Source organism: Amycolatopsis alba DSM 44262, assembly GCF_000384215.1.
GTDB lineage: Bacteria > Actinomycetota > Actinomycetes > Mycobacteriales > Pseudonocardiaceae > Amycolatopsis > Amycolatopsis alba.
Window position 1 is genome coordinate 4,490,218 of record NZ_KB913032.1, and the last position, 21,453, is coordinate 4,511,670.

Annotated in this window: 18 protein-coding genes; 15 read left to right on the forward strand and 3 right to left on the reverse strand. The window is 68.8% G+C overall.

Features of this window, described 5'->3' with window-relative positions:
- Positions 1 to 352 precede the first annotated feature (352 nt).
- From AMYAL_RS0121530 to AMYAL_RS0121550, 5 genes are all read left to right on the forward strand, one after another.
- A complete protein-coding gene (locus AMYAL_RS0121530; protein ID WP_020633338.1) occupies positions 353 to 4,360 on the forward strand; it encodes a type VII secretion protein EccC in 4,008 nt (1,335 codons plus the stop codon).
- Positions 4,361 to 4,428: 68 nt separating this feature from the next.
- Positions 4,429 to 6,363, forward strand: a complete 1,935-nt coding sequence (locus AMYAL_RS0121535) for a type VII secretion-associated protein (protein WP_026467309.1) — start codon at positions 4,429 to 4,431, stop codon at positions 6,361 to 6,363.
- 12 nt (positions 6,364 to 6,375) lie between these two features.
- Entirely contained in the window at positions 6,376 to 6,738 is a 363-nt protein-coding gene (locus tag AMYAL_RS0121540; RefSeq protein ID WP_020633340.1) for a hypothetical protein, read from the forward strand.
- A 232-nt stretch (positions 6,739 to 6,970) separates the two neighbouring features.
- Positions 6,971 to 7,291, forward strand: coding sequence for a WXG100 family type VII secretion target (locus AMYAL_RS0121545; protein ID WP_026467310.1), 321 nt, complete (start codon positions 6,971 to 6,973; stop codon positions 7,289 to 7,291).
- A gap of 53 nt (positions 7,292 to 7,344) precedes the next feature.
- Positions 7,345 to 7,629: a WXG100 family type VII secretion target gene (locus tag AMYAL_RS0121550; RefSeq protein WP_020633342.1), complete on the forward strand. Its 285-nt coding sequence runs from the start codon at positions 7,345 to 7,347 to the stop codon at positions 7,627 to 7,629.
- A gap of 113 nt (positions 7,630 to 7,742) precedes the next feature.
- Here AMYAL_RS0121550 and AMYAL_RS0121555 read toward each other — a convergent pair whose 3' ends face one another.
- Both AMYAL_RS0121555 and AMYAL_RS0121560 read right to left on the reverse strand, forming a co-directional pair.
- Positions 7,743 to 8,483: a DUF4333 domain-containing protein gene (locus tag AMYAL_RS0121555; RefSeq protein WP_020633343.1), complete on the reverse strand. Its 741-nt coding sequence runs from the start codon at positions 8,481 to 8,483 to the stop codon at positions 7,743 to 7,745.
- Between the two features lie 2 nt (positions 8,484 to 8,485).
- Positions 8,486 to 9,376: a hypothetical protein gene (locus AMYAL_RS0121560; RefSeq protein ID WP_026467312.1), complete on the reverse strand. Its 891-nt coding sequence runs from the start codon at positions 9,374 to 9,376 to the stop codon at positions 8,486 to 8,488.
- A 275-nt stretch (positions 9,377 to 9,651) separates the two neighbouring features.
- On the opposite strand from AMYAL_RS0121560, the gene rplM reads away from it, so the two are divergent.
- The 6 genes from rplM to AMYAL_RS0121590 all read left to right on the forward strand — a co-directional run bounded on the left by rplM (position 9,652) and on the right by AMYAL_RS0121590 (position 15,637).
- Positions 9,652 to 10,104: a 50S ribosomal protein L13 gene (gene rplM, locus AMYAL_RS0121565; RefSeq protein ID WP_005166833.1), complete on the forward strand. Its 453-nt coding sequence runs from the start codon at positions 9,652 to 9,654 to the stop codon at positions 10,102 to 10,104.
- Positions 10,105 to 10,118: 14 nt separating this feature from the next.
- The gene (gene rpsI / locus AMYAL_RS0121570; RefSeq protein ID WP_020633345.1) at positions 10,119 to 10,622 is read left to right on the forward strand and encodes a 30S ribosomal protein S9; all 504 of its coding nucleotides are present in this window, start codon (positions 10,119 to 10,121) and stop codon (positions 10,620 to 10,622) included.
- Positions 10,623 to 10,873: 251 nt separating this feature from the next.
- On the forward strand, positions 10,874 to 12,208 hold the full coding sequence (gene glmM / locus AMYAL_RS0121575) for a phosphoglucosamine mutase (RefSeq protein WP_020633346.1): 1,335 nt from the start codon (positions 10,874 to 10,876) through the stop codon (positions 12,206 to 12,208).
- 126 nt (positions 12,209 to 12,334) lie between these two features.
- A complete protein-coding gene (locus AMYAL_RS0121580) occupies positions 12,335 to 12,643 on the forward strand; it encodes a type VII secretion target (protein WP_020633347.1) in 309 nt (102 codons plus the stop codon).
- Positions 12,643 to 15,138, forward strand: coding sequence for a hypothetical protein (locus AMYAL_RS0121585; protein ID WP_020633348.1), 2,496 nt, complete (start codon positions 12,643 to 12,645; stop codon positions 15,136 to 15,138). The genes AMYAL_RS0121580 and AMYAL_RS0121585 overlap by 1 nt, the downstream gene beginning before the upstream one ends.
- A 19-nt stretch (positions 15,139 to 15,157) precedes the next feature.
- Positions 15,158 to 15,637, forward strand: coding sequence for a hypothetical protein (locus tag AMYAL_RS0121590; protein WP_026467313.1), 480 nt, complete (start codon positions 15,158 to 15,160; stop codon positions 15,635 to 15,637).
- A gap of 4 nt (positions 15,638 to 15,641) precedes the next feature.
- On the opposite strand, the gene AMYAL_RS0121595 is transcribed toward AMYAL_RS0121590, so the two are convergent.
- The gene (locus tag AMYAL_RS0121595) at positions 15,642 to 16,574 is read right to left on the reverse strand and encodes a cytochrome P450 family protein (RefSeq protein WP_020633349.1); all 933 of its coding nucleotides are present in this window, start codon (positions 16,572 to 16,574) and stop codon (positions 15,642 to 15,644) included.
- Between the two features lie 15 nt (positions 16,575 to 16,589).
- Between AMYAL_RS0121595 and AMYAL_RS0121600 the strand changes: the two genes are divergently transcribed.
- The 4 genes from AMYAL_RS0121600 (at position 16,590) to AMYAL_RS0121615 (ending at position 21,431) form a co-directional block, all read left to right on the forward strand.
- Positions 16,590 to 18,296: a fatty acyl-AMP ligase gene (locus AMYAL_RS0121600; RefSeq protein WP_039795643.1), complete on the forward strand. Its 1,707-nt coding sequence runs from the start codon at positions 16,590 to 16,592 to the stop codon at positions 18,294 to 18,296.
- Positions 18,286 to 18,591 (forward strand): acyl carrier protein, encoded by a 306-nt coding sequence (locus AMYAL_RS0121605; RefSeq protein ID WP_020633351.1) that lies wholly within the window; start codon positions 18,286 to 18,288, stop codon positions 18,589 to 18,591. Before AMYAL_RS0121600 ends, AMYAL_RS0121605 begins: the two co-directional genes overlap by 11 nt.
- 138 nt (positions 18,592 to 18,729) lie before the next feature.
- Positions 18,730 to 19,044, forward strand: coding sequence for a hypothetical protein (locus tag AMYAL_RS0121610; protein WP_020633352.1), 315 nt, complete (start codon positions 18,730 to 18,732; stop codon positions 19,042 to 19,044).
- Entirely contained in the window at positions 19,041 to 21,431 is a 2,391-nt protein-coding gene (locus AMYAL_RS0121615; RefSeq protein ID WP_020633353.1) for a collagen-like domain-containing protein, read from the forward strand. The genes AMYAL_RS0121610 and AMYAL_RS0121615 overlap by 4 nt, the downstream gene beginning before the upstream one ends.
- The last annotated feature ends 22 nt before the right edge of the window (positions 21,432 to 21,453 follow it).

A 21,453-nucleotide genomic window follows, 5' to 3' on the forward strand; every position in this document is an offset into this window, starting at 1 on the left:
AAAAGTAGGAGAGCCGACCTCCGGGACCCCTCCGTGCGGCCGCCGGCACTCGACTTTCGCCCCCTAATCGCGATGCTTAGGGTCCCTAAGCATTCCGGAGGGCGCCCGCCCCCAGATCGCGATTAGGGGGCGAAAGTCGAGACCGGGGTCTGGGGCGGCCGGATCGCGATTAGCCCGCTAAACGCACGTCGGCGGGGCCGGAGCCCTACACTCCCGACATGCGTAGGGTCCCGGAAGGGGCCGTTCTCGGCGTTGTCCGGATTTCCACCGGTCACGTTCGATAGGTTGTCTCGCGCACCAGTACGCGCACCAACGGTGGCCGCCATCGTCGAGTTTGAAGAGGGGTCCTTCGATGAGCACGCTGCAGTTCAAGAAGTCACCGCGGCTGGCGGCGCCGCGCCCGCCGGGCGGCGAGGTGCATCTCGAACCGCCGCCTGAGGTGCCGCGCACTATCCCCGGCAACATCGTCATGAAGCTGCTTCCCGCGGTGATGATCGTCGCTTCCCTCGGGATGATGGTCTTCATGTTCACCACGGGTGGACGCAATCCCATGATGATGATGATGGGCGGCATGATGGTGCTCAGCACCGTCGGCATGATGGCCGGTGGTGGGGGCAAGGGCGGCGGCGCCAAAAAGGCCGAGATGGACGAGGACCGCAAGGACTACCTGCGCTACCTCGGCCAGATGCGCGACAGGGCCCGCGAGGCCATGGTCGACCAGCGCGCCGCTCTCGAATGGGTCCACCCCGACCCGCAGACCCTGTGGTCGCTGGCCGCGAGCCGCCGTATGTGGGAACGCCGCCAGAACGACCAGGACTTCCTCCACCTCCGCGTCGGCCGCAGCTCGCACCGTCTCGCGACGCGGCTCGTGCCGCCGCAGACCGGCCCGGTCGACGAACTGGAGCCGATCGCCACGCTGGCCCTGCGCCGGTTCGTCCGCGCGCACTCGATCGTCCCGGACCTGCCGACGCAGATCACCCTCCGCGGGTTCGCCGCGGTCAGCATGCAGGGCGACCGCGGCCTCACCCGCGGCCTCACCAGGGCGATGCTGGCCCAGCTGGTCACCTTCCACAGCCCCGACGACGTCCTCATCGCGGTCGCGACGGCGGGCCGCGCCAAGGAGGAGTGGGAGTGGGCGAAGTGGCTGCCGCACGCCCAGCACCCGGCGCTCGCCGACGGTATCGGCCAGCTGCGCATGATGGCGGGTTCCCTCGCGCAGATCGAGCAGTGGCTCGACGAGGAACTCCGTGACCGCCAGCGGTTCTCCCGCAACGCGACGCCCGCCCCGGACCAGCCGCACGTCGTCATCATCGTCGACGACGCCGAGGTCACCCGCGAAGAGCAGATCATCCTCGAAGAGGGTCTGGTCGGCGTCACCCTGATCGACCTTTCCGACTCCATCGGCAACCTCGCGGCCCGTCGTGGCCTGCGGCTGGTCGTCGAGGAAGACCGCCTCGGCGCGCGCAGCGCCGGCGGCGTCGAGTGGTTCGGCCGCCCGGACACGCTCAGCGTGGTCGAATCCGAAGCACTGGCGCGCCTCCTCGCCCCGTACCGCGTCGGCACCGCCGCACAGGACGCCGCCGAGGAAGAGCCGCTGCTGTCCAACCCTGGTCTGCTCGAACTGCTGGGCATCCCCGGCGACCCGATGACCTTCGACGTCCAGCAGGCCTGGCGCCCGCGCCCGGTGCGGGACCGCTACCGCGTCCCGTTCGGCGTCGGCGAGTACGGCCAGCCGGTCGAGCTGGACATCAAGGAAGCCGCGATGGAGGGCATGGGCCCGCACGGCCTGTGCATCGGGGCGACCGGTTCCGGTAAGTCCGAGTTCCTCCGGACGCTGGTGCTGGGCATGCTCGCCACGCACTCGTCGAGCACGCTGAACTTCGTCCTCGTCGACTTCAAGGGTGGTGCGACGTTCCTCGGTCTGGACGCCGCCCCGCACGTTTCCGCGGTCATCACCAACCTCGCGGACGAGGTCACGCTGGTCGACCGTATGAAGGACGCGCTGGCGGGCGAGATGAACCGGCGCCAGGAGGCGCTGAAGAACGGCGGTAACTTCAAGAACGTCTGGGAGTACGAGAAGGCCCGCGAGAACGGCGCCGACCTCGACCCGCTGCCCGCGCTCTTCATCGTCTGTGACGAGTTCTCCGAGCTGCTGGCCGCGAAGCCGGACTTCATCGACCTGTTCGTCGCCATCGGACGGCTGGGCCGGTCGCTGCAGATGCACATGCTTCTCGCGTCGCAGCGGCTGGAAGAGGGCAAGCTGCGCGGTCTCGACTCGCACCTGTCCTACCGCATCGGCCTGAAGACCTTCTCCGCCGCGGAATCCCGTGCCGCGATCGGCGTGCCCGACGCGTTCGAGCTGCCGTCCGTGCCCGGTGGCGGTTACCTCAAGTACGACACCTCGACGCTGGTCCGCTTCAAGGCCTCGTACGTCTCGGGCCCGTACCGGCCCGCGGGCATCAAGGCGGCGGGCCCGGTCGCGACCGTGGTCCGCGCGGACAAGCGGCCGCAGCTGTTCGTCCCGGACTTCGTCGAGCTGCCGAAGGAACCGGAGCCGCAGCAGATCGAGGCCGCCCCGGTGGAAGAGGCCAAGTCGGAGGAGGCCGTCGAGCCCAGTGAGCTCGACGTGATCGTGTCCCGGCTGATCGGCCAGGGCCCGCCCGCGCACGAGGTGTGGCTGCCGCCGCTGAAGGAACCGAACTCGCTCGATACGCTGCTGCCGAACCTGAACCCCACCGACGACCGCGGTCTTTCCCCGGTCGGGTTCTTCGGCAACGGACGGCTGCAGGTGCCGATGGGCATCGTCGACCGTCCGTACGAACAGCGACGTGACCTGCTCTGGGCCGACTTCGCCGGTGCCGCCGGGCACGGTGTGATCGTCGGTGGCCCGCAGTCGGGCAAGTCGACCATGCTCCGGACGCTGATCATGTCGATGGCGCTGACCCACACCCCCGAGGAAGCGCAGTTCTACGCGCTCGACCTCGGTGGCGGTACGTTGGCCGGTCTCCAGGGCCTGCCGCACGTCGGTGGCGTCGCCGTCGCCCGGCGCGAGCCGGACAAGGCCCGCCGGATCGTGGCCGAGCTGACCACCCTGCTCACCGAGCGGGAAGGCCGGTTCGGTGCCATGGGCATCGACTCCATGAACGAGTTCCGCAACCGCAAGCGCCGCGGCGAGATCAAGCCCGAGGAAGACGCCTTCGGTGACGCCTTCCTGATCGTCGACAACTGGAAGGCGCTGCGGGACGACTTCGACGAGCTGGAGGTCTCGATCACCAAGCTCGCCACCCAGGGTCTTTCCTACGGCGTGCACGTGATCATCGCGGCGAACCGGTGGGCGGACATCCGCCCGGCGATCAAGGACATGATCGGTACCCGGTTCGAGCTGCGCCTCGGTGACCCGAGCGAATCGGACATCGACCGCCGGGTCGCGGTGAACGTCCCGGCCGGACGTCCCGGCCGCGGGCTGACCAGGGACAAGCTGCACCTGCTGACCGGGCTTCCCCGTATCGACGGATCGAGCAACCCGGACGACGTCGCCGCCGGTGTCGCCGACGCGGTGGCGAAGATCAAGGCCGCGTGGCGGGGCCGCCCGGCGCCGCAGGTCCGCCTGCTGCCCGAGATGGTCACCTACGACGAGGTCCTGTCCATCGATTCCAAGCGCAACACGAAGCTGGTGCCGATCGGCGTCAACGAGGAAGACCTCCAGCCGATCTACCTCGACTTCGCCGCCGATTCGCACTTCTACGCGTTCGCGGACGGCGAGTCGGGCAAGACGAACCTGCTGCGGCAGATCACCAGGGGCATCACCGAGCGGTACACGACGCAGGAAGCGGTCATCATCCTCGTCGACTACCGCCGCACGATGCTCGGCTTCGTCGGCGGGGACCAGCTGCTCGGCTACGCGGTTTCCGCCGCGCAGCTGGACAGCATGGTCAAGGACGTCCACGGGTCGATGACCCGGCGGCTCCCCGGTCCGGACGTCACGCAGGAGCAGCTGAAGACCCGGTCGTGGTGGACCGGTCCGGAGCTGTTCGTCATCGTCGACGACTACGACCTGGTCGCCACGCAGTCGGCCAACCCGCTGAAGCCGCTCGCCGAGTTCCTCGCGCAGGCGAAGGACGTCGGTCTGCACGTCATCGCGGTGCGCCGGAGCGGTGGCGCGAGCCGGGCGATGTTCGACCCGATCCTCGGCAAGCTCAGGGAGATCGCGGCGCCCGGTATGGTCATGAACGGCTCACGGGACGAGGGCAACCTCGTCGGCAACGTGAAGCCGAGCCAGATGCCTCCGGGCCGGGGAAACCTGGTGACCCGGAAGCACGGCAAGCAGCTCATGCAGGTCTCGTGGATCCAGCCGGACTGACCTCCCGCGGAACCAGGTGAGGGACGGGCCGGGCGTGGGGTGACGACGACGATCTGCGGGAGTGGCTTGTGACTGTGCGGGTAGCGGTGGACTTCGGGACATCGAGCACCTGCGTAGTCGCTTCGATCAACGGCCGCGAACCGCAGGTCGTCGTGGTGGACGGGCAGCCCCTGATGTCGTCGGCGGTCTACGCCGCGCCGGACGGGACGCTGTTCGTCGGCCAGGAGGCGGAACGGCAGGCGGCGGTCGATCCGTCGCGCTACGAGCCGAATCCGAAGCGCCGGATCGACGAAGGCGACCTGCTGCTGGGTGACAACGTCCTCCGCGTGACCGACGTCGTCCACGCCGTGCTGAAACGCGCGGTGACCGAGGCGCGCCGGCTCGCCGGTGACGCCGAGGTCGAACTGCTCGTCCTGACCCACCCGGCCGATTGGGGCGCGACCCGGACCCGTCTGCTCCGGCAGGCGGCGGGCGGGCTCGCGCGTCAGGTCGCCCTCGTGCCGGAGCCGGTCGCCGCGGCGGTCTATCACGCGGCGACGTTCGCCCCGGCCGATCTCAACTCCGAACGCACCGTCGAGTTCAGCGGCCGCCCCGGCGACGCCCTCGCGGTACTCGACCTCGGCGGCGGCACCGTCGACGTCTCCGTGGTCCAGCGCATGCCCGGCGGACCGGCGGATCGAGGTTTGCCCGCTAAACGCGCTGGGTTCCAGGTGCTGGCCACCCGCGGGGATCCGAGCTTCGGCGGGGCCGACGTCGACCAGGCGCTCCTGGAGCACGTGGGTTCGCTGGTGTCGTCCGCCGACCCGCCGGAATGGCGGAAGCTGGTCGAAGGCCGCGAACTGACCGACAGGCGGCGCCGCCGAGTTCTGCGGCAGGACGTGCGCGGCGCGAAGGAGACGCTGTCCCGGCACGCGTACACCGACGTGCCGATGCCGCCGCCGTTCGCCGACGCGCACGTGACCCGTGAGGACCTCGAGCGGATCATCGCGGGCCCGCTCGGCCGGGCGGTCGAGCTGACCGTGGCCGCGATCGGTGACTCCGGGCTGCGGCCCAAACAGCTGACGGCGATCTTCCTGGTGGGCGGGTCGAGCCGGATCCCGATGGTGTCCCGGCTGGTGCACGAGCGGACCGGTGTCGTGCCCACCACGCTGGACCAGCCGGAGACCGTGGTCGCCCGCGGTGCCCTGCGCGCGGTGCTGATCGACCCGGACCGGACGGGCTCGCTGGCGGGCTCCGCGGTCTCGCGGGTCGGTGGCGCCCCCGCCCCGGCCCCCGCCGACCGGCGCCCCCAGTTCCCCCACCAGCCTGCCCCGCCCCCGCAGATCGCGTTTAGCCCGCGAAACTCGACACGGCCGCAGGGGCCGCCGTCGCCGCCCATGGGTCAGCAGGGGATAGCGGCCCCGGCGCCGTGGCGGCCGGGTGAGCCGTCCCGCGAGACCAAGCCCGCCGAGCGGGGCGGGAAGAGCAAGAAGACGCCCTGGATCATCGCCGCGGCCGCGGTGGCCGTGGCGGCGGTCGTCGGCGGTGTCCTCTTCGCGGTCAACAGCGGGGATGCCGAGCCGGAAGGCCGGACGTTCGCCCAGTACGACTACCGCTTCATCGCGCCGATGGACTGGACCCAGACCGACGACCGCGTCGCCAAGCGCCAGGTGGTGATCCATCCGAACGAGTCCCTCGACGGGGACGACCTCGTGGTCGCCCAGGAGTACGTGATGGACTACGACGCCACCGCCGACAGACAGAAACTCGTCGACGAACTCGGCACCGGCGCGGGAGCGGATCCGGCCAAATACAGCGGCTTCAACGGTTCCGCGAACTACGCCGGCAAGACCGTCGTCTACTACCGCGAGACCAAGCCGAAGGCCCGCGTCGACTGGTACGTCGTCGCCCAGGGCAAGATCCGCGTCCACATCGGTTGCCAGTACGGCACCGGCTCACCGTTCGAACAGCGGGTGAGCGCGGCCTGCGAGCAGGTCGTCAAAACGATGGCGGTCGTCAACTGAAGGGGGAGGCGCATGCCACCCGAACCCGAGACAGCCGCTGAACACTTCGCGCGTACAGGGCGCGACGCGGTCACCTATGCCCGGCAGGTCGCCCGCACGGCCAAGGCGCGATACGAACGCCGCCGGGGCGAGAACGCCGAACTGGCGAAGCAATTCGGCAAGGGGCGGCTCGCCGGCGGCGAGACCGCGCCGACGCCGAGCGTCCTGCGGAACGCCGCGAAACGGTTCCGCGCGGGCGCCGGTCTTCCGGTTCCCGCTTTGCCCCCGGCGGCAGACTTGGTTCCCTTTCGGCCAGAACCGGTGTCCCGGCGGCCACGTGTGGGTGACGACGACGAGGACTTTTCGCAGTCGCGAATCATGCGCCGCGTCGATTGATCGTTCACTGTGCACTTGCGAAATCCCGTGGTGAAAGCGCTTTTCTTCGCGCGAATCCCCGCGTGCCCGCCGGGTCCTCGCGTTCGGTTCCCGCCGGGAGCGTTAACGCAAGCAACTACTTGAAACCAAGGAGCGACAAGAGGGAACCAGACGTGGCAGTGTCTCCGTCGTAGGTCCGTACCAAACGAACTTCACCGAGTACGGATAACCACGAACGAAGGGGGCAACTCCCATGGCTGGCGGATTTACCGGGACAGTTGAGCAGTTCACCGAGTCCGAGAAGCGCGTGACCGAGGTCCGCGTCGCGATGGACCAGAACCTCAGCAAGCTCCGCGACAACATCGAGGCCACCCGCGCGGGCTGGACCGGCGACGCGGCGCTCGCGTTCAACAACGTGATGACCCGTTTCGACGGTGCGGGCCGCAAGCTCAACCAGGCCCTCCAGAACATCGGTGAGCTCCTCGAGCAGGCCGGTTCGAAGTACAACGCGACCGAGCAGCAGCAGCAGGAGCTCATCAAGTCGGTCAACCAGGGCTTCGGCGTCCTCGGCTGATTCGGCTCCACCGCACCAAAACACACGACTTTTCTTTTTGACTGGAGGATCTTATGGGCGAGATGAAGGTCGATTACGCCACGATTCACGCGGCGGCCGACGACTGCAAGAGCACCGGTGGCGAGCTGGAAGGCCTCTTCGGGCAGCTGAAGAGCGACCTGTCGCCGCTGGTCAACACCTGGGACGGTGACGCGAAGGTCGCGTACATGGCCGCTCAGCAGGAGTGGGACAACAGCTTCGAGGAGCTCAAGCAGCTTCTCGCGCAGGTCGCCGGCGTGCTGCCGCAGCTGGCCGACGGCTACCAGAGCACGGAGCAGGGCGTCACCGGCCTGTTCTGAGTCTCACGCTCGGAACGAGCAACGGCGGGCAGGCATCTTCGGATGCCGAGCCCGCCGTTTCGTTTGTCCGGAAGAAAAAAGCCGCGACGGGTGGGCCGCCGCGGATTTTCGCGTCAGTGCGGCGCGCCGACCTCGAATTCCGGGGTGGTGTTCAGCACCCGGACGGTGACCTTCTTCTGCTGTCCGGAAAGATCGATCGTGCACTCGAAGGTGGTGCCGTTCTCCACCGGTTGGCCGGAAGGACACGCCACGTTTTTCACGTCCGGCTCCCCGTAGTGCTCGCTGAGCACACGGGTGACACCGTCCTGAACGGACTTCTGATCGAGGGTGTCGCCGGCGAACGCGCCCAGCAGCCAGGCCCCGACACCGCCCGCGACCACCACGGCCGCGGCGATTCCGCCGATCAGCAAAGCCTTCTTGGAAACCTTCGGCTTCTTCTCCGGTCCGGACCCGAAAGCGCCGAGCCCGCCGTACTGCGACGACTGTGCGGGCTGTGCGGGCTGGAACCCTCCGCCGTACTGTCCTTGCGGGGGAGTGCCCGGATTTTGTTGCTGTGCCTGCCAATCCTGCTGGGGCGCGGGCTGCTGCTGCGGTTGCTGCCAGGCCGCGCCCGGCGCCGGCGGGCCACTTTGCTGCCAGGGCCCGGAAAACGAGCCGGTGACGCCGGGCTGGCCGGCCTGCTGCCACTGCCCCGTGTACGAGCCGGTGCTCGCCGCGCCCGCGTCGTTCTGCTGCCACTGCCCGGCATGCGGCCCGGTGGCCTGGCCCTCCTGCTGCCAGCCCTGCTGCTGGTTCGCGGGATTCGCGGGCGGCTGCCACCACTGCTGCGGCTGCTGAGGTTGTTGCTCGGTCATGCTCAGACGCCCTTCAGCTCGTTGAACCGGCGGTTGAAGTCGTCCTTGGCCGCCTTGTCCGGCAGCACGGTGATCTGCGAGGCGTCCGGCAGCTTCGGCAGATCCTGCGTGCTCGCTTTGCCGGTGAAGCGGAAGTCGTAGCGCAGCTCGATCTTGTGCCCGTTGCCCTCGATCTTCGCGTCCATCACGATCTGGTTCAGCGTCCCGTCCGAGTTCAGGGAGACGGTGGTCCGCACCGGCGCCTTCTTCATCTCGTCCGTGATCCCCCCGCTGATCGACGGCGGGAGGATCTCGACCCGCCGTTCGATGAACTTCCCGAACGGGACGTCGGCGGTCAGTTCGATCCGCTTGTCCGGGAGGCTTTTGGCGCCCTTCACGACCTTCTTGTCCGCGTTGTAGGACACGGCGATCGCGTCGGCCATCTTGCAGGCGGTGATGATCCCGACCCAGGCGCACGGAATGGTCAGCCCGGCCTCGGACTTCAGCATCGAGACCCACGGTGTCGGGGCGAGGCTCTTGTAGGCGGGCCCGAGGTACACGTACTCGACGGGGCCGTCGGCCGGGGTGTACCAGTCGATGCTGTCGTCCGGGTTCTTCTGCGAGCGCTGCCTGCTGACCCGGCCTTCCGGGGAACCGGTGCGGGCCGAGGAGATCGTGCTGCGGACGTACTTCTCGTCGAACCGGAAGTAAGCGCCCGACTCGCTGGTCACGTCGCGCTGGTCGCCGATGGTCTCCTGCAGCTTGTTCATCGCCGTTTCGAACTTCACGCCGACGTAGGTCGCCGCGTCGTCGCCCTTCGGCACGGCGGTGCCCGCACGTCCCTGGCCGCAGGCGGTGGTGAGCGCCAGCACGGCGCTCAGCACGCACAAGATGGTCGTTGGCCGTTTGTTCATCGCCGTTCCCCTGATCGAGTCCCCGCGCGCGGTGCGCGTCCGGATCGTCTCATCCTCTCCCGCGAACGACGATGCCGTGGGCGGTTCCGCCACACCGGCGGGGTACAGTTGCGGGGCGCCCGCCGGGCGCCGGTCCTAGTATGGGACCCCGGACCGACCCCCGCTTCGCAGTAGGGTCGGGCGTGGGGGTATCTTCATATGTCGTTGTGCGCTGCGGCGCGTAAGCGCTAGGCCCGCACAGAACCCACACGCAATGTTGACGACGAGGTAGACCCTTGCCCACGTACAGCCCCAAGCCCGGCGACGTCACTCGTGCCTGGCACGTGATCGACGCCGAGGATGTCGTGCTCGGCCGGCTCGCGACCGAGGTCGCCACGCTGCTGCGCGGCAAGCACAAGCCGACCTACGCCCCGCACGTGGACACCGGTGACTTCGTCATCATCGTCAACGCCGAGAAGGTTGCGCTCACCGGAAACAAGCGCGAGCAGAAGTTCGCGTACCGGCACAGCGGTTACCCCGGCGGTCTGCGGAAGCGCTCCTTCGGCGAACTGCTCGACACCAAGCCCGAGCACCTGCTCGAGAAGGTCGTCAAGGGCATGCTCCCGAAGAACAAGCTCGGCCGCGCCCAGGCGAAGAAGCTCAAGGTCTACGCCGGCGCCGAGCACCCGCACGCCGCGCAGCAGCCGCAGGCGCGCGAGATCACCAAGATCGCGCAGGTCGCGCAGTGAGTGAGGAACAGTCTGTGACCAGCACCGAGGAGACCGTGACCGAGGCCGTCGTGGCCACGGAGACCGCTCCGGTCGGCGACGCCGTCGCGACCAGCGAGACCCCCGCCGCCCCGCGCCCGTCGCGTGCCGCCGGTGGCAACGCCCAGACCGTCGGCCGCCGCAAGGAAGCCGTCGTCCGGGTGCGCGTCGTTCCCGGTACCGGTGAGTTCAAGCTCAACGGCCGCACGCTCGAAGAGTACTTCCCGAACAAGGTGCACCAGCAGCTCATCCGTGAGCCGCTGGTGACGGTCGACAAGCCCGACTCGTTCGACATCTTCGCCAACCTGCACGGTGGCGGGATCTCGGGCCAGGCCGGTGCGCTCCGTCTCGCGATCGCCCGTGCGCTCGTCGAGGTCGACGCCGACGACCGCCCGGCCCTGAAGAAGGCCGGCTTCCTGACCCGTGACGCCCGCGCCACGGAGCGGAAGAAGTACGGCCTCAAGAAGGCCCGTAAGGCTCCGCAGTACAGCAAGCGCTGATCGCGCCTCTGGCGCAACCCGCGGAAGCGCCCATCCGTCTCTCGGATGGGCGCTTCCGTGTTTTCGGGGTCCCTTCGTTCCTTCGGACCCCGTTGTCACAGCAGTCCCGCGTGCCCCACACGTTCGACTTTCGCGGGCTAATCGCGACGCGGATCGCGCGATTAGCCCGCGAAAGTCGAAACCGGGGGTGCGGGGAGACTGGCCGGGGCACTGGCTAGGTTGTCGTGGTGGTTTTTCAAGGAGGTCGACAGATGGCACGTCTTTTCGGTACCGACGGCGTACGTGGCCTCGCCAACGAGGAGCTGACCCCGGAGCTGGCGCTCTCGCTCGCCGCCAGCGCCGCGCGCGTCCTCGCCGCCCACGACCGTTCGCACCGTCCGGTCGCGGTCGTCGGCCGTGACCCGCGTGCCAGCGGCGAGATGCTCGAGGCCGCCGTCGTGGCGGGTCTCACCTCCGCCGGGGCCGACGTGCTCCGCCTCGGCGTCCTCCCGACGCCCGCCGTCGCGTACCTGGTCGGCGCGCTCGAAGCGGATCTCGGCGTGATGATCTCCGCCTCCCACAACCCCATGCCCGACAACGGCATCAAGCTCTTCGCGGCGGGCGGCCACAAGCTCCCCGACGGGATCGAGGACGAGATCGAGGCCGGTCTCGCCGCTCCCGTCACCCGGCCGACCGGGATCGGCGTCGGCCGCGTCAAGGACGTCCCCGACGCGGGTGACCGCTACATCGAGCACCTGCTGTCGGCCACCCCGCATCCGCTCGCGGGCCTGCGTGTCGTCGTCGACTGCGCCAACGGCGCGTCGTCCTTCGCCGCCCCCGACGTCTACCGCAAGGCCGGCGCCGAGGTCATCGCGATCCACGCCGACCCGGACGGCGTCAACATCAACGAGCACTGTGGGTCGAATCACCCGGACGCGTTGCGCGCGGCCGTCGTCGAGCACGGCGCCGACCTCGGGATCGCGCACGACGGTGACGCCGACCGCTGCGTCGCGGTCGACGCCGCGGGCGAGCTCATCGACGGCGACCAGATCATGGCCGTCCTCGCGCTCGCCCTCGCCGAGACCGGTGAGCTGACCAAGAACACCCTGGTCGCGACCGTGATGAGCAACCTCGGCCTGCACCTGGCGATGCGCGCGCACGACATCAACCTCGTCACCACCGCCGTCGGCGACCGCTACGTCCTCGAAGAGCTCCGCGCGAGCGGGTTCGCGCTCGGTGGCGAGCAGTCGGGCCACGTCGTCCTTCCCGCCTACGCGACCACCGGCGACGGTCTCCTCACCGCGCTGCGGGTGATGAGTCGTATGGCGGCCACCGGCAAATCGCTCGCCGACCTCGCCGCCGTCATGAACCGCCTGCCGCAGGTGCTGGTGAACGTCCCGGTGGCGGACAAGGCGGCGGTCGCCGTCTCGGCCGCGGTCCGCGACGCCGTCGGCGCCGTCGAGGCCGAACTCGGCGAAGAGGGCCGTGTCCTGCTGCGCCCGTCGGGCACCGAACAGCTGGTCCGCGTCATGGTCGAAGCCCCGGCGCACGACACCGCACAGGCGGCCGCCGACAGGCTCGCGGGAGTCGTCTCCTCCGCTTCGTAAGTCTTCCCAAGTCGCTGCGCCCTGGTTACCGGCCCGGTACATTCCGTGTGCGGGTCACCGGCACCGAAACGGTGTCGCGCGCGTCCGATCATGGACTGGACGTGAGCACTCAGGGGAGGGTGAAGAGTGGCGGGCAAAGGGCACAAGGTCGATCCGGCGCAGCTGAACGAGGCAGCCAAGGTCTTGCAGGACCTGCCGAAGCAGGCCTGTGAAGGGCCGATCGGGGCGGTCGAGCAGATCAATCTGAGCGCCGCGAGCTTCGGACCGGCGCACGGTGATTGCTTCACCGGTTATTCCGCGAGCATCCAGCGCATGGCGAAATGCGCGCGCAGCTACCTCGCGGCGTCGGACGAGTTCGGCCGCAAACTCGCGAAGTCCAAGGACCTCTACCAGTCCAATGAGGACGCCAACTCCGCCGAGATGAGGAAGCACTGATGCCTCTCGCAGATGTCGGTGGTGACACCGGTCACGACATTCCCAGTCGGGCCGAAGTCGAAAAGATCCTCAACGACCCGAATATCGACCGCGACACCAAACGCGAACTCGCCCTCAACTACATCGACTACATCGAAGACGAGTCGCCGGAAAGCTGCGGTTTCGCCAGCGAAGCCGAGCGGAACGGTTTCCGGGACTACCTCAAGTCGATGAACGGTGACTGGATCACCGAGGGCGACCTCAACGTCAACGACGGTTCGCTCGAAGAGGTCAAAAAGGCCTACAAGACAGCGCACGAGAAGTACGACGCGAACCAGGCCGCCGGGCGGCAGGGCGATCGCGACGCGCTGAACAGGGACGCGGCGAAAAGCCAGGAGATCGCCGGGCGCGCCACCGAAACCGATCCCGGCTGCGGGAATTCGAACGACATCATGGTCCCCGGTTTGTCGGGGTTCAAGGTCTACGAGATCTTCCACCCGCTCTACGTCCGCGCGCTGGGCCTGGCCGGTGGCGGGGCGGCCATCTCACTCGGCGAACTCCAGCGGCTGTACCACGAGCAGGACAACATCCCGTTCAACCTGTTCAAGGCGAGCGCGGACGAGCTGACCGCGGTCGGCACGGCCATCACCGGATCGGCGCAGGACGTCTCCGGGAAACTGGGGAATTCACTCGGCACCTGGGAAGGCCCCGCGGCCGACCAGGCGCGTGCCTATCAGAAGGCCTATTCGGACAAGACCGGTCTGGTCGCCGAGGCCTTCAAGGCCGCCGGTGACGGGCTTCTCCGGACCAATGCCTCGGTGGGCAAGTTCTGCCGGGAGAAGGTCGATTGGCTGCAGAAGTGGTACACCGACAACATCGACGGTGCCACGGCGCAGGACATCGAGCGGATCATCCGCATCGCCGACGGTTCGTGCAGCCAGAACGACATCATCCACTGCATCAAGTTCCTGAGCATCGAAGCCAAGAACGCGTTCAACGACGACGGCGGTGACATCGACCAGAGCACCATCGACGAGGTCCTCAAACCCCAGTCGGTGGCTTGGCTGAAGAACGTCTTCCTCGGCTGGTTCGGCAAGCACATCGAGAACTTCCAGCTGGTGTGCAAGAACACCCGCGACGCAATCAACGGCGCGTGGAAGGCCTACTTCGATTCACTCGGTCAGGTGGTCGAGAACCCGTTCGCGGATCTGGGCAAGACCCCGGAGACGGGCGGCGAGAAGCCCGTCGAGAAGGGTGGCGGCGGCAAGGACACCGGCAGCGGTGGCGGCGGCCCGTCCTCCGGCGGAGGCGGGAACTCCTCGGGTGGCGGTGTGAAACCACCGCCGAGCGCCGTCGAATACAAGCAGCCGGAGAAGCCCGAGACGCCCGAAGCGCCGGGACAGGAGAAGAACCCGGTCACGGACAAGCCGCTCGACATCGACCCGGCCACCGGGGAGCCGTATCCGATCGACCCGCGCACGGGCGAGTCGATCAAGAACGACGCTGCCGGCACCGAACCCGAGAAGGTGACGGTCGAGCAGGGCGATCGCAAGATCTCCATGGCCGAGCCGGGCGCCGACGGGAAGATGGGCATCTCCGTCCAGGACGCCGCCGGTCAGGCCAAGGACTACAACCTCGATTTCGGCGACGGAAAGGCCACACCTGGGACCGGAGACGCGGCGGGCGGCCCTGTCCACAAGGACACCGCCGAGCGGCTGGACCAGCAGGCGGCCTCGCGCCCCACGGCGAGCCAGGGGCAGATTTATCAGCCAGGCCCCGACGGCAAGATCCACATCGAGGACGGCGGCCTCAAGATCACCGCGGAACGGCCGAGCGGTCCCGATGGGCCGACGCTGGTGACCGTCGACGACGGGTCGGGGCATCCGTCGAAGTACACCCTGGGTGAGGACGAACCCGCGGGCGGCCGTCACGCGAGCCCGGAGTCCACGCCGCAGGCGGCACCACGGCACGCCGCGGAAAGCGCCGCGGCCCAACCGGTCGAGAACGTCGCGGCCCGGCCGGTCGAGGACGTCGCTCGTCAGCACGCCGAGCAGGCCGCCGGCCCGCACGAAACGACGTCCGGTGGTACCGGTGGCGGAGCACCCGCTGAGGTACCCGCGCACCCGGTCGAACCGGTGGCGGCGGCGGCCGACGGTCCTTCCGAATCGACGACGGCCCAGTCGCTGGGCAATCCGCTCGACAGCGGGGACAACGGTCTCGGCGACACCTCGGATCCCGCCGGGGCCGGTGGCGGCTCGGCCGCTCCCTCGGCGCCGTCCGGACTCGGTTCCGCTCCTGGTGGGGGCGCCCAAGATCCGGCCGCGGGCGGAGCGGGGATGATGGGCGGCATGGGCATGATGGGCGGCGGTGCGGCCGGCGGGCAGGGGTCCGGTGAAGACCAGCAGCGCACGTCCAGCGGATACCGGGTCGACGGTGGCCTGTTCGACACCGCGACGACGACGGGCAGCCGGATCAGCGGCTCGCTCGACGACGACGGCGTCATCGGCTTCCGTTAGCGGTCACGGGAGGGGATCAGTGAATCCTGAGGAGGATCTCGCCAGACTCCGGCACAAGCTGGCCGGGCTGGAGCGCGAGAACGGCGACCGGATGTACCTGGTCGACAACCGGGCGGCCAAGGCCGTCGAGGAGACCCAGGCCGCGGGCGACAAGCTCAAGCAGGAGACGAGCGCGGCGCTGACCGCGCGGAGCGAGCAGAAGCGGCGGGCGGAAGCCGCGGGTGGCTGGGCGACCGAGGCGACCCTCGCCGACAAGGTCGAAGACGACGGCGACTTCGGGTTCGAGGAGGACGAGAGCGAGAACGAACGCCGCGCCGGGTACCGCGCGGCCGACGAGCCGCCGATCTCGTACCGGCCGCCCGCTCCTGCCGCGGTTCCGCCGCCGCCCCCGCCTCCTCCGGCGCCCGTGCCGGAAGAACGTCCCGCCGGACGGCATCGGCGCGCGGCCGCGCGGAGTGACGACGACGATTTCGCCGACACCGACTGGCTGGCGACCTGAGCGCTCAGGTTCGCCGCACCACGATGGCCCGCTCGACACCGTGGAAGACGGCGTGCGTCTTGTAGCGCACGTCTTCGGCCACATGGTCGGGAGTCAGGATCTCGGCAAGGGCACGAAGCGCCACTTCGCCCTCGGCGACCGCGACGCGGGAGCCGGGGCAGGTGTGCCGTCCGAGGCCGAACGCGAGTTCGGCGTCGGGGCCCAGCGGGATGGCCAGTTTGTCCCCGGTTGTGAAGTCCTTGCCCGCCATGGAGAACGGTGTGGTCACGCGGCGGGCGGCGAAGCGGGTCGGGGCGATCTCGTGGATCAGGCCGCGTACGTCGTCGAGGGCGTCCGGGCGGCTTAGGAGTTCGAGACCGGCGAGAGCGAGGAAGTTCATGGAGTTCTCGTACGCCGCGTGGGCGAGCATCACCGGAGTGATCATCAGCTCGTCCGCGGTGATGCGGTCCGCTTCGTGCGCTTCGCGGAGCAGCGCGAGCCCGCCGCCTTCGATGGCTGTCGCTTTGAGGAAGAACATCGCGACCCTGAGCGCGGCGGTGTCGGCTCCGCCCGGCCCGCCCGACCAGACGTCCAGGTTCGCGGCGGTCTCCGACAGATTCGTCAGCAGCGTCTCGCCGAGTGGCTCGACCGTGCCGAGCACCGCTTCCGTCACCCTGGCCGCCACGGGCCTGGCGAAGTCGGCCACCAGGTCGAACCGCGCACTCGACTTTAGCGGGCTAATCGCGATGCGCAGGTCGGCGAGCAGGGTGTCCGGCAGGGGCTCGACCAGGGCGATGACCTCCTTGACGACCGCGCGCAGCCGCCGGTGGTCCGCGCCGTCCATCAGCAGGAGGTTCGGGGTCTCGGCGGCGCCGCCACCGGGATTCGAGCTGAGCTCGCGGTCGCGCAGGGCTTTGACGCGGTCCGCCGGATCGTTCAGCACGAAGAAGTCGTCCACGCTCGTATGATGCCCATGCCGCGGCCGGAGGATGTGCAAGTGTCAGGAGAAGTGCCCGAAGAAGTGCTGCGGACCCCGCTCGTGCGTCGCCTGCTCGATCGCGCCGACGTCGAGCGCCCCGCGTACACGCACCTCGATTGCTCGAACCGGCATGAGCCCGTCGAGGACACGCTGACCTGGGCCGATCTTCTCGTTCACGTCCGCGCCGTCGCGGCGAAGCTACGCGAGGTCATCCAGCCTGGAGACCGTGTCGCGATCACGGCACGCCAGGACCTTTCCTACGTCGTCGCGTTCTTCGGCGCGCTGTACGCCGGGGCCGTCGCGGTGCCACTGTCCGCTCCGGACGTCCGCGCTCACCGCGAGCGGCTCGTCGGGGTCCTCAACGACTGCGACGCCGACATCTGGCTCACCTCCGATGCCCTGGTCCAGCGGCTGACGGAGTTCGCCGAGGCCGAGCCGGTCCCGGCTCCCCGCGAGATCGTCGCCGTCGACACCCTGCCGCTGGACCCGGCGGACCGGTCCCTGCCGTCACCGTTCTCTCCCGAAGACCCCGCCTACCTGCAGTACACCTCCGGCACGACGCGGGCACCCGCCGGCGTGATCATCACGCATCGGGCGCTGTCGGCCGCGTGCTGGCAGATCTGCGACGCCTACGACGTCGGCGAGCACACGACGTGCGTCGGCTGGATCCCGTTCTTCCACGACATGGGGCTGGCGCAACTGCTCGCCGGGACGATGCACTCCGGCGGCCGGACGGTGTTCATCGCGCCGCTGGAATTCATCCGGCGCCCGGAGCGCTGGCTGCTGCTGATGTCGGCGTATCCGAACACGCTCACGGCTGCCCCGAACTTCGCATACGACCTGGTGACAGAGGCCGTGCCCGAGCCGAAACGCGCCGAGTACGACCTCTCGACGGTGTCGATCGCGCTCAGCGGCAGCGAACCGGTCCGGGCGGCGACCGTCCGGGAGTTCCTCGCCGCGTATGAACCCCACGGCTTCCCGCGGGGTGCTTTCCGGCCGTCCTACGGTCTGGCCGAAGCGACGGTCTACGTCGCCAGCGGCGATTCCAGCGGCCCGGTGGTGACCGAAGTGGACGGCCGCGAAGTCGTCGAGATCGGCTGGCCCCGTGGGCAGCGGGTCCGCGTCGTCGCCCCACCGGATCGCGATTTGCCCGCTAAAGTCGAAACGGGCGGGGCGGGCGAGATCTGGGTCAAGGGGCCCAACGTTGCGGCCGGATACTGGCGGCGTCCGGAGTTGACCGCCGAGGTGTTCGACGCCGAGCTCGACGGGGAACGAGGCTGGCTCCGCACCGGCGACCTGGGGACGATCCGGAACGGCAGGCTGTCGGTGACCGGACGCCTGAAGGACCTGATCATCATCGACGGCCGCAATCACAGCCCCCACGACATCGAAGAGACGGTCGCCGACGCCCACCCGCTTCTCGGGCCCGAGCGCGTCGCCGCCTTCGCGGTCGACAGCGACGAAGGCGAGGGGGTCGTCGTGGTCGCCGAGCGCGCTCGGAAGGCCCCCGACTTCGACGAACCCGATATCGCGCGGGCGGCCACCCGCGCCGTCGCCGAGCGGCACGACGTGCGCCTTCGTGCCTTCTTCCTGGTGAAACCCGGCGGGCTGCCGCGGACGTCCAGCGGCAAGGTCGCGCGTTCCGCGGCCAGAACGCGGTATTGGACCGCGGATGGGACAGAATCCCTCCATGGCAGCTGACGGGAGCGAGTACGTCGACGAGATCAAGGCCCTCGTCTGCGAGACCTTCGACGTCGATCCGGACACCATCGACGAGAACACGCCCTTCGCCGAGATGGGGGTCGACTCGCGGCGCCGGGTCCGTCTCCTCGCGACGGTCGAAGTGGAGTTCGGCATCGACATCGACCTCGACGAGCTGGATCGCCTCGTCGACATCCGGGGCGCGGCGACCGTTCTCGCCGAAGCCGTCGAGGCAGGCGCGAAACCGCGAAAACGCGGTCTACCAGGCTTCTTGCGCCGAAATCGTTTGAGTTAGCAAAGGTATGAATGTCCCTGCGGCTTCGGTGACCGGTGGGTACATTCTGTGTGCATATGCGACGGCACCTGATGCCGCCGTCGTGCGTCGTAGGTAGGTCAACGAGGCGGATACAGCGGGACGAAGGGGGCACCGGTCATGCCGGACGGGGGCTACAAAGCCGATTCAGAGGCGATGCTCACGGCGTCGACGTCGTTGGATCGCGCGGCTCAGCACACGACGTCCGAGGCGGGGAAGGTCGGGCCGACCCAGGTCCAGCCCGCGGACTTCGGCCGGGTGCACAAGGACTACCAAAAGGGCTACGCCGCCGGGATCCTCGCCATTTCCGACGCGATGAAGGGCTACGCGGGCCAGCTCACCCAGCTCGCCGGCGGGGTCAGCACCGCGTCGACCCGCTACACCACATCCGACCAGGCGAACGCCGCGGCTGCCAACAAGGCGGGGACGCAATGAGCAAGTACACGTGGGAGCAGAAGAAGGCTCTGCTCGACGACCCGTACATCACGCAGGGCACCAAGAACGCGCTGATCTTCGGTGGGGACGCGGCCTACGAGAAGGCCATCGCCGAGCGTGACTCGAACGCGGCGGCGGACAAGAAACAGAAGTCCGCCGTGGAGAAGGCGGACAAGGATCTCGACTCCATGGCCAGGCCTGCCGCGGGCGGTGCGACGACCAAGTCCGATCAGGTGCTCGACCTCGGCAACCCGGCGCTGGACTTCTTCTCCGACTGGATCGAGCAGGTCTGGAACAAGATGCCGGACAAGCCGTCCGAGATGAACTACAAGACCGACATCTGGGACCGGTTCCACGAGAACCGCGAGATCAACTTCCAGGCGATGTTCGACGAGGTCGAGGACCTCACCGACGCCAAGAAGGCCGTCGAGCAGACCGGGACCGACGCCACTTCGGCGCTGACCACGCTCTTCCACGATTGGAAGGGCGAGGGCGCGACGGCGGCGAAGGTCAAGTACGAGCAGCGGATCCAGCCTGACGCGAAGGAACTCGTCGCGCAGATGGACGGCGCCATCAAACTGGTGCCCGCGACGATCGACAAGATCTACACCGCGCTCAAGCTGAAGGTCGACGAAACGCTGAAGCTGCGTGTCGACAAGGTCGCCACGGCGCCGCTGTTCACGGCGAAGCAGGTCGTCGAGATCGCGAACGGCAAGGTCGACTCCAAAGACAAGCTCATGGACGTCGCGGTTTGGCTCGACTCCGCGTGCCCCGGCAACAACCTCGCCGACCGGTTGCGTCACGACGACTGCGACCTGAACGACGGGAACAAGGAATACGCGATCGGGGCCGCGAAGCAGTGGCTGAAGGGGTCGTTCGCCACGGAGTTCGGCGAGCGGTTCGAGAACTTCAAGAAGCTCTGCAAGAACGCGACCGACACGATCAACACGCAGTACCACGAGCTTTCGCGGTTCATGGAGGACTACACGAACCCGTTCCCCGCGGCGGGATCCGAGAAGCCGCCGGGCAACCAGAAGCCGCCGGGCAGCGACGGAAACGGCAATGGCAACGGGACCCCGCCCGGTGGTGGCGGCGGAACTCCGCCCGGTGGCGGGGGTGGCACGCCTCCCGGCGGAGGTGGCGGCACGCCGCCGGCGGCCTCTGTCCCCGAGGCGCCGAAGCCGGAGGACAAGCCTGCCGATGGCACGAACCCGGTCACCGGGAAGCCGCTCGAACTGGACCCCGAGACCGGCAAGCCGTACCCGATCGACCCGGCGACGGGTGAGGCGATCAAGGACGGCATCGACGGCCAGGACACCATGACCGTCGAAAAGGGCGACAACAAGATCGAGATGTCCGAGCCGGATAAAGACGGCAAAATGGATATCAAGGTCGACGACGGCAAAGGCAACGAGAAGGACTACAAGCTCGACTTCGACGACCCCAAGGGCGAAGAGGGCAAGGACGGCGAGAAGGCCAAGGACGGCAAGGACGGCGACTTCGGTCCGCAGGGTGCGGTCAAGGAAGGCGAGCCCGGCAAGGACGGCGTCTACCGGCCCGGCCCGGACGGCAAGATCCACATTCAGGACGGCAACCTGAAGATCACCGCCGAGCAGCCGGACGGCCCGAACGGCCCGACCGTGGTGACCGTCGACGACGGCAAGGGTGAGCCGACCACCTACACCCTCGATGAAAAGGGTGAAAAGAAGGAACTCAAGCCCGGCGATGTCGTCCAGACCGACGACATCAAGAACGGCCTCGACGACCGGAATCCCGGTAATCCGCAGCCCGGAAAGCTCGACGAGGTCCGCACGATGCCCGCCCCGGCTGATGGCCTGGCCCCTCCTGGCGGTGGCGGCAGTGGCTTCAGCGCTCCGGGGGGCGTCGAGGTGGGCGTCGGCGCCGAAGGGACCGCCGCTGAGGCTTCCGGTGGTGCCGCGTCGGGCGCGGGTGGTGATGGCACCGTGCCGACGGCCAGTGGCGGCGGAGGCGGCGGCAGCTTCGAAGGCGCGCTCGGTGGCGTCGGCGAGGGTGGTTCGGCGGGGTCGCTGAACGAAGCCGGTTCGCTTGAGACGGGGAACCAGTCCGGGGGCGGCGCGCAGCCGGCCGCGGCCGATGCCGGTCTCGGGGCGGCTCCCGGCGGAATGGACCCGGCGCCCGCCGGTGCCGGGGCGGGTGCCTCTGGCTCGTCCGCCGGAATGGGCGGCATGATGGGTGGAATGGGTGCCATGGGCGGCGCGGCCGGTGGTGGCGGGGGTGACACGCAGCGCGGGTCGAGCCAGTACCGCGTCGAGGGTGGCATTTTCGAGACCAGTGGCGCGGGCGGCCGGATCAGCGGATCGCTCGACGACGAGGGCGGCGACCGTTCGATCAGCTACGAGCGATGATCGGTAGCCGGGGAACGAGGGA